This is a genomic window from Burkholderia sp. AU45388 (assembly GCF_030481585.1).
GTDB lineage: Bacteria > Pseudomonadota > Gammaproteobacteria > Burkholderiales > Burkholderiaceae > Burkholderia > Burkholderia sola.
The window spans coordinates 88845-98074 of the sequence record NZ_JAUJPV010000031.1 but is presented as its reverse complement, the minus strand read 5'-3'; the positions used below and the strand labels follow the sequence as shown (position 1 = coordinate 98074).

At 64.8% G+C, this 9230-nt stretch carries 3 protein-coding genes; 2 read left to right on the top strand and 1 reads right to left on the bottom strand.

Going from position 1 to position 9230, the window contains the following annotated elements:
• A partial coding sequence (locus tag QZM72_RS32915; RefSeq protein WP_301740190.1) for an ESPR-type extended signal peptide-containing protein occupies nucleotides 1-6754 on the bottom strand: 6754 nt, incomplete at its 3' end.
• Nucleotides 6755-7470: 716 nt separating this feature from the next.
• Between QZM72_RS32915 and QZM72_RS32910 the strand changes: the two genes are divergently transcribed.
• Both QZM72_RS32910 and metW read left to right on the top strand, forming a co-directional pair.
• Nucleotides 7471-8616, top strand: a complete 1146-nt coding sequence (locus tag QZM72_RS32910; RefSeq protein WP_089468732.1) for a homoserine O-acetyltransferase — start codon at nucleotides 7471-7473, stop codon at nucleotides 8614-8616.
• On the top strand, nucleotides 8613-9221 hold the full coding sequence (gene metW / locus QZM72_RS32905) for a methionine biosynthesis protein MetW (protein WP_006755281.1): 609 nt from the start codon (nucleotides 8613-8615) through the stop codon (nucleotides 9219-9221). Before QZM72_RS32910 ends, metW begins: the two co-directional genes overlap by 4 nt.
• The last annotated feature ends 9 nt before the right edge of the window (nucleotides 9222-9230 follow it).

The window sequence follows — 9230 nt, the reverse complement described above, 5'->3', positions numbered from 1 at the left end:
CCAGCGTCTTGCCATCCTCGCCGATCAAGCCGGACGACTTCAGTTGCGACACGTTCACTGCGTCCATGTCTGCCGTACCGGCCTTCACGTTCGACAGCTTCGTGCCGCCTTCGCCCGCCAGCGTGGCAGACTTGTAGTTCGGCGTGCCGTCCGCGTTCTTGTCGTACGTCACCGCAGCACGCGTCTTGCCGTCTTCGCCGATCAGCCCCGACGACTTCAGTTGCGACACATTCACTGCATCCATGTCGGCCGTACCGGCCTTCACGTTCGACAGCTTCGTACCGCCTTCGCCCGCCAGCGTGGCCGACTTGTAGTTCGGCGTGCCGTCCGCATTCTTGTCGTACGTCATCGCAGCCAGCGTCTTGCCGTCTTCGCCGATCAGACCCGACGACTTCAACTGCGACACATTCACTGCGTCCAGGTCGGCCTTGCCCGCCTTCACGTTCGAGAGCGTCGTACCACCTTCGCCGGCCAGTGTCACCTTGTCCTTCGACGCACTGTCGTAGGCTACCGACAGCGGATTCAGGCCGCCTTCCACGTCGCGAATGGCGTCCGTCAGCTGATCGACGTTCACCGCGTCCGTGCCGACCTTACCCTTTGCCACGTTCGACAGCACCGTGCCGCCTTCACCTGCAAGCGTCACCGACTTGTAGTTCGGCGTGCCGTCCGCGTTCTTGCCGTACGTCACCGCTGCAATCGACTTGCCGTCCTCGCCGATCAGCCCCGACGACTTCAACTGCGACACGTTCACCGCGTCCTTGTCGGCCTTGCCTGCCGCAACGTTCGACAGGATCGTGCCCGTCTTGCCGCCGGCCAGCGTCACCTTGTCCTTCGACGTGCTGTCGTACACCACCGCCAGCGATTCGCCCGTCGTGCCGTCGATGACGCCACCGTCCTTCAACGCGTCGTTCAGCTTGCCCAGGCTCTCGTTCGTCGCGAACAGTTGCGAGCCGTTCACCGCGTCCGTGCTCGTCGCCGACAGCGCACCGGCCTTCACGTTCGTCAGCGTCGTGCCGCCTTCGCCTGCCAGCGTCGCCGACTTGTAGTTCGGCGTGCCGTCCGTGTTCTTGTCGTACGTGATCGCGGCAATCGACTTGCCGTCGTCACCGATCAGGCCCGACGACTTCAGTTGCGACACGTTCACCGCGTCCGTGTCGGCCTTGCCGGCCGCAACGTTCGACAGCGTCGTGCCTCCCGCGCCCGCCAGCTTCACCGACTTGTAGTTCGGCGTGCCGTCCGCGTTCTTGTCGTACGTCACCGCGGCACGCGTGTCGCCATCACCATCCACCAGGCCGGTGTTCGTGAACTGGTTGTTGATGTTCGTGATGTCTGCCGTGTTGTTCGCCACACGGTTGTCGAGATTCTCCAGTGCATCACCGACCGTGTGATGCTCGACCTTCTTCGAGCTATCCGAAGGATCGGTCAGGCTGTACGTCGGCGCCTTCACCTTGCCGCTCTCGTCCACCGTCGAGCCACCGCCCAACGCGTCCGCCACGCTCTTCGCCGTGCCGTACAGTTGCGAACCGTTGACCGCGTCCTTGCTGTCCACGCTCACCTTGCCCGCATTCACGTTCGTCAGCGTCGTGCCCTTCTCACCGGCCAGCGTCACCTTGTCCTTCGCCACGGTGTCGTACGACACCGACAGCGGGTTCATGCCGCCTTCCACATCGCTGATCGCCTTCGTCAGCTGATCGACGTTCACCGCGTCCGTGCCGGCCGTACCCGCGGCAACGTTCGACAGCACCGTGCCGCCTTCGCCCGCCAGCGTCACCGACTTGTAGTTCGGCGTGCCGTCCGCGTTCTTGCCGTACGTCACCGCGGCGATCGACTTGCCGTCTTCGCCAATCAGCCCCGACGACTTCAGCTGCGACACGTTCACCGCGTCCAGGTCGGCCGTACCGGCCTTCACGTTCGACAGGATCGTGCCCGTCTTACCGCCGGCCAGCGTCACCTTGTCCTTCGACGTGCTGTCGTACACCACCGCCAGCGATTCACCGGTCGTACCGTCGATGACACCGCCGTCCTTCAACGCGTCGTTCAGCTTGCCCAGGCTTTCGTTCGTCGCGAACAGTTGCGAGCCGTTCACCGCGTCCGTGCTCGTCGCCGACAGTTCGCCAGCCTTCACGTTCGTCAGCGTCGTGCCGCCTTCGCCGGCCAGCGTCGCCGACTTGTAGTTTGTCGCGCCGTCCGTGTTCTTGTCGTACGTGATCGCGGCCAGCGACTTTCCGTCCTCGCCGATCAGGCCCGACGACTTCAGTTGCGACACGTTCACCGCATCCTTGTCGGCCTTGCCATCCGCCACGTTCGACAGAACCGTGCCGCCTGCACCGGCCAGCTTCACCGACTTGTAGTTCGGCGTGCCGTCCGCGTTCTTGTCGTACGTCACCGCGGCAATCGACTTGCCATCGTCACCGATCAGACCCGACGACTTCAGTTGCGACACGTTCACCGCGTCCAGGTCGGCCTTGCCGGCCGCAACGTTCGACAGGATCGTGCCCGTCTTGCCGCCGGCCAGCGTCACCTTGTCCTTCGACGTGCTGTCGTACACCACCGCCAGCGATTCACCCGTCGTGCCGTCGATGACGCCACCATCCTTCAGCGCGTCCTTCAGGCCGCCCAGGCTCTCGTTCGTCGCGAACAGTTGCGAGCCGTTCACTGCGTCCGTGCTCGTCGCCGACAGCGCACCGGCCTTCACGTTCGTCAGCGTCGTGCCACCTTCGCCTGCCAGCGTCGCCGACTTGTAGTTCGGCGTGCCGTCCGTGTTCTTGTCGTACGTAATCGCGGCAATCGACTTGCCGTCCTCGCCGATCAGGCCCGACGACTTCAGCTGCGACACGTTCACTGCATCCAGATCGGCCTTGCCCGCCGCAACGTTCGACAGGGTCGTGCCCGTCTTGCCGGCCAGCGTCACCTTGTCCTTCGCCACGGTGTCGTACGACACCGACAGCGGGTTCATGCCGCCTTCCACGTCGCTGATCGCCTTCGTCAGCTGATCGACGTTCACCGCATCCGTGCCGGCCGTACCCGCGGCAACGTTCGACAGCACCGTGCCGCCTTCGCCCGCCAGCTTCACCGACTTGTAGTTCGGCGTGCCGTCCGCGTTCTTGCCGTACGTCACCGCGGCAATCGACTTGCCGTCCTCGCCGATCAGCCCCGACGACTTCAGCTGCGACACGTTCACTGCATCCATGTCGGCCGTACCGGCCTTCACGTTCGACAGGATCGTGCCCGTCTTGCCGCCGGCCAGCGTCACCTTGTCCTTCGACGTGCTGTCGTACACCACCGCCAGCGATTCACCCGTCGTGCCGTCGATGACGCCACCGTCCTTCAACGCGTCGTCCAGCTTGCCTAGGTTCTCGTTCGTCGCGAACAGTTGCGAGCCGTTCACCGCGTCCGTGCTCGTCGCCGACAGCGCACCGGCCTTCACGTTCGTCAGCGTCGTGCCACCTTCGCCCGCCAGCTTCACCGACTTGTAGTTCGGCGTGCCGTCCGCGTTCTTCTCGTACGTGACCGCTGCGATCGACTTGCCGTCTTCGCCGATCAGCCCCGACGACTTCAACTGCGACACGTTCACCGCGTCCAGGTCGGCCTTGCCGGCCGCAACATTCGACAGGATCGTGCCCGTCTTGCCGCCGGCCAGCGTCACCTTGTCCTTCGACGTGCTGTCGTACACCACCGCCAGCGATTCGCCCGTCGTGCCGTCGATGACGCCACCGTCCTTCAACGCGTCGTTCAGCTTGCCCAGGCTCTCGTTCGTCGCGAACAGTTGCGAGCCGTTCACCGCGTCCGTGCTCGTCGCCGACAGTTCGCCGGCCTTCACGTTCGTCAGCGTCGTGCCAGTCTTGCCCGCGAGCGTCACCTTGTCCTTCGTATCGGTGTCGTACGCGACCGCGTTCGGATCCGAGCCGCCGCTGTTCTTCGCCATGGCGTCCAGCGCATCGCCGACATTGTTGTACGTCGTGTCACCGACCTTGTACGTCGGTGCCTTGATGGTGCCATCCGTATCGACGAGCGCGCCGCCGCCGAGCGCGTTGGTCACGCCCGTCAACTGGCTTACGTTCACCGCGTCGTTGTTTTTCGTGCCCTTCGCGACATTGACGATCTGGCGCTGCATCGAGTTCGACCCGACGGAAAGCGCATTGCCGCGATCGGCGACGGAATTGGCGCCGAGCGCAACGCCGCCGTTATTGCCCGACGCCACGCTTGCGTTGGCACCCAACGCCATGGCGTTGGTTACGTTTTGGGCGATCTTCGCAGACGTGCCGAGCGCCACACTGTTCGTGCTGCCGCCCAGCGTCGTCGCCTTGTCGCCCATGGCAATCGAGCTCTTGCCGATGGCCATCGCGCCGTTGTTACCGACCGCCACCGCGTTTTCCCCGTTGGCCTTCACGTGGGAACCGATGGCCAGCGCACCCGCGCCGTTCGTCGTGACCATGCTGCCGATCGCGACCGAGAACGGTTGTTCGACGCCCGTCTGCGCAATGCTGCCGAGCGCGACCGAACCCTCAGAAAGGGCAGCAGCCTGCAGGCCGATCGCGACCGTATCGAGCCCGCCCGCAGCGCTCCCTACACCGATGGCCGCAGCCGTTCCCAGCGTCGGATCAGCGCCGTTGATCGATGCCACGTTCGGCATGGTGCCGTCCGCACCCATCCCTTCGATTGCCACGAAGGTGCCCGGCTTCGATTCGACGTCACGCGTCATCCGCATCATGCGCGTGTTGGTCGTTTGCATCGCATCGGTCAACTGCTTCATCGTGACGGCATCGGTTTCGTCGACACCATCGCTGACGTTGACGATCCGGCGCGTCGCCGCGGTGTCACCGACCGACACGGTATTGGCGCCGGACGCGACCGAGTTGATCCCGATCGCGACGGAGTTCCTGCCCGACGCCCGGGCACCCGAACCGATCGCCAGCGTATCGGCGTTCGTCGCCATCGCCTGCGAGCCGATCGCCACGCTGTTCTTGCCCAGCGCATTGGCCTGCATGCCCGTGGCATTGACCTTGATGTACTTCATGTCCAGCGTGCCGTCGCCGAGATCCTTCTTGATCTCGTCCCTGACGTCGCTCATGCCGCTTTGAAGCTGAGCGACGTTGACGGCATCGGTCGCGGCCGTGCCCGTCGCGACGTTCTTCAGCGCGACCGGCTTCGTCGCAGTCGTGCCGCCCAGCGTCACGCTCGACTTGTTCGTGCCGTCATAGTGCACGGCGTTCGGATCCTCGCCGCCGGCACCGGCCGACGAGGCTACGGCCTGCAGCGCATCGCCGACGTTGTTGTAGGTCTTGTCGCCGACCTTGTAGGTCGGCTTCGAAAGGGTGCCGTCCGTATTGACGGTCGTCTGGCCACCGAGTGCGGACGCGACGCTCGACGACACGTCGTACAGTTGGCCGCCGTTCACGGCGTCCTTGCTGGCCGACTCGACCTTGCCGGCCTTCACGTTCGTCACGACCGTGCCGCCCGTGCCGCCCAGTGCGACGGCGCTCTTCGTGGCATCTTTGTAGACAACCGCGAGCGACTCACCGGTCGACGGATCGATCAGCCCGCTGTCGTTCAGCGATTGCTCGACCTTGGTCACGCGGTTGTTGGTCGCGAACAGTTGCGCGCCGTTGACGGCGTCCGTGCTGTTCGCCGACAGCGTGGCCGAGCGCACGTTGGTGAGCTTGACCGCGGGCGCGCCCGTATCGCCGAGGGTCACCGAAGCCTTCGCGTCGGTGTCGTACTCGACCGCGTTCGCCGCCCCGCCACCCGACTTGGAGGCGGCCAGCAGCGCATCGCCGACGTTGTCGTAGGTCTTGTTGTCGATCGTGTAGGTCGGCTTCTTGATGTTCCCGGTGGTGTCGACGCCGGCGTTGCCGCCCAGCGCGTCGGTCACGCCCTTGAGCTGCGCGACGTTGACGGCGTCGGTCGCCTGCGTGCCGCGGCCGACGTTGACGATCTGACGCTCGAAGCCGGCCGTACCGACCGATACCGTCTGATCCCGGTCGGCTTCCGAGTACGAGCCGAGTGCGAGGGATTCGGCACCGCGCGCCGCCGCGCTCTGACCGATCGCGATCGCGTTTTCCGCGGCAGCCGCGGCCTGCGAGCCGATCGCCATCGTGCCCTGGCGCGTCGCCATCGACGAATCGCCGATCGCCAGCGCGGACTCCCCGGTCGCCTTTGCCTTCCGGCCGAGTGCGTAGGCGCCCCAACCGGTCGCCTGCGAGTCGTTGCCCAGCGCGATCGACGACTTGCCGCTCGCGTTCGCGCCCGCCCCCAGCGCGATCGCCCCTTCTTCGCCCAGTGCCGCCGCATTCGCGCCGAACGCGACGTTGTTGCCCGACGCCGTCGCCGCATTGCCGATCGCCACCGCGCCGCCGAGGCCCGTCGCCGACGGGCGCGTGCTCGCCTTGGCGCCGATCGCGATCGAATTCTGGCCCATCGCCGATGCGTTGTCCGAGCCGTCGCCCTTCGCGTCGACCTTCACGTATGCGCTGTTGTCGGTCACGACGGCCCGCGTGTTGGGCGCGCCCCGCTTGAGGTTCTCCGGATTCTCGAGCTTCACTTCCGTCAGCGGAACGCGATCGTCGGTCGACGGATCTGCCGCGTCGACCTCGTCCGCGTACGCGGACCCCATGGAAGCAACGACGAGCGCGGCGGCGGCCGCGATCTTCGATTTCGCGGAGCGCGACGATTTCGAGCGCCCTCTGGCAATTTCCGATGCCGCGCACCAGGTGCTGGTCGATGCGTTCCACACGACACGATACGACTTGTTCATACGAACGTTTTCCTTTGGTAAACCTCTCCACGATGCGCATCGGTCCTGTACAGCGATATCGATACGACGACTCGGCGAGAGCGATGACAAATAAGCTCAACGCTTACGGCTTTCCGGAAAGAAATGCGAAACGTGCGTGCGGAGAAATCCCCGCGCGGGGGTGGAGGATCATGCCGACAAGGCCGCCGAATCACGCGTTTCAACCGGATAGTGAAAGCTGGTTGGAACTCTATGGGCGGGCACCCATCTCGAAAACGGGACTGTTACTAAATCAGTCCGCATGAAACTAGAACTCGTACTATTTATTTTTGATGTCCATGAATTTTTACAAGATTTGAAGGATTCAGCGCGTCATGCTGCCGACTGAATAATTTGATATTTTTTGTATTGAAAATCGGAGCATCCGGTCTTGCGGAACGCGAATCAGGCACGACCGCACGCGTCGATACCGGGCACGATCGGGCCCCTCCGATCGCGCACGCGCCCGCCGGGAAAAATCCGCTATACTTTGCCGACTTGCCGCCCGCTTGGCGGCAGGTCGGAAGCGCGCCGATTTGCTGACTCGATTGCGGGCGCGCGAACCGGCCGGGGTCTTTGCGTCATGCGTCGTTCCCCGGCGGTTCACTACAAATGCGGCTAAAGAGGTCGTCAGCCGCGCACCTTCGCCTCCGCGCCTCGCCGACACCGTTTAGCCGCCCAGTCATAAGGCGGAACGAATGGAATCGATCGGCATCGTCGCTCCACAGACCATGCACTTCGCCGAACCGCTGCGCTTGCAAAGCGGCAGCGTGCTCGGCAACTATCAGCTCGTCGTCGAGACGTACGGCGAGCTCAACGCCGCGCGCTCGAACGCGGTGCTCGTGTGCCACGCGCTGAACGCGTCGCACCACGTCGCCGGCGTCTACGCGGACGATCCGCGCAGCACCGGCTGGTGGGACAACATGGTCGGCCCGGGCAAGCCGCTCGACACCAACCGCTTCTTCGTGATCGGCGTGAACAACCTCGGCTCGTGCTTCGGCTCGACCGGCCCGATGAGCATCGATCCGTCGACCGGCAAGCCGTACGGCGCGAAGTTCCCGGTCGTGACCGTCGAGGATTGGGTGCACGCGCAGGCGCGCGTCGCCGACGCGTTCGGCATCGAGCGCTTCGCCGCGGTGATGGGCGGCAGCCTCGGCGGCATGCAGGCGCTCGCATGGAGCCTGATGTATCCGGAACGCGTCGCGCACTGTATCGACATCGCGTCGACGCCGAAGCTGTCCGCGCAGAACATCGCGTTCAACGAGGTCGCGCGCTCGGCGATCCTGTCCGATCCCGATTTCCACGGCGGCGACTACTACGCGCACGGCGTGAAACCCAAGCGCGGCCTGCGCGTCGCGCGGATGATCGGCCACATCACGTACCTGTCCGACGACGACATGGCCGAGAAATTCGGCCGCGCACTGCGCCGCGCGGACGGCGCGCTCGACGCGTACAACTTCAGCTTCGACGTCGAATTCGAGGTCGAGTCGTACCTGCGCTACCAGGGCGACAAGTTCGCCGACTACTTCGACGCGAACACCTACCTGCTGATCACCCGCGCGCTCGACTACTTCGATCCGGCGAAGGCATTCGACGGCAACCTGACGGCCGCGCTCGCGCACACGCAGGCGAAGTACCTGATCGCGAGCTTCTCGACCGACTGGCGTTTCGCGCCGGCGCGTTCGCGCGAGATCGTGAAGGCGCTGCTCGACAACAAGCGCACGGTCAGCTATGCAGAAATCGATGCGCCGCACGGTCACGATGCATTCCTGCTCGACGACGCGCGCTATCACAACCTGATCCGCGCGTATTACGAACGAATCGCCAACGAGGTGGGAGCATGAACCAGCAAGCGCTGAATTCCCTGTCCGCGCGCGCGGACTTCCGTACGATCGCGCGCTGGGTCGAGCCGCGCTCGACCGTGCTCGACCTCGGCTGCGGCGACGGCTCGCTGCTCGCGCTGCTGATGGAGGAGCTGGACGTCACCGGCTACGGGATCGAACTGAACGACGCGGGCGTGCTCGCGAGCGCGAAGAACGGCATCAACGTGATCCAGCAGAACCTCGAGGACGGCCTGCGCCTGTTCGAGGATCACAGCTTCGACATCGCGATCCTGTCGCAAACCCTGCAAACGATCCACCAGACGGCCGCGATCCTGCGCGAAACGGCGCGCGTCGGCCGCGAGTGCATCGTGTCGTTCCCGAACTTCGGCTACTGGCCGCACCGGCTGTCGGTGCTGAACGGCCGGATGCCGGTGTCGAAGTCGCTGCCTTACCAGTGGCACAACACGCCGAACGTGCGGGTGCTGACGATCGAGGATTTCGAGGCACTGGCGCCCGAAGTGGGCGTCACGATTCTCGACCGCGTCGTGCTGCACGAAGGCCAGCCGATTCGATGGGGAGCGAACTGGCGTGGTAGTCTTGCTGTCTATCGCGTCAAGCGCAGCTGAGCCGGGGAG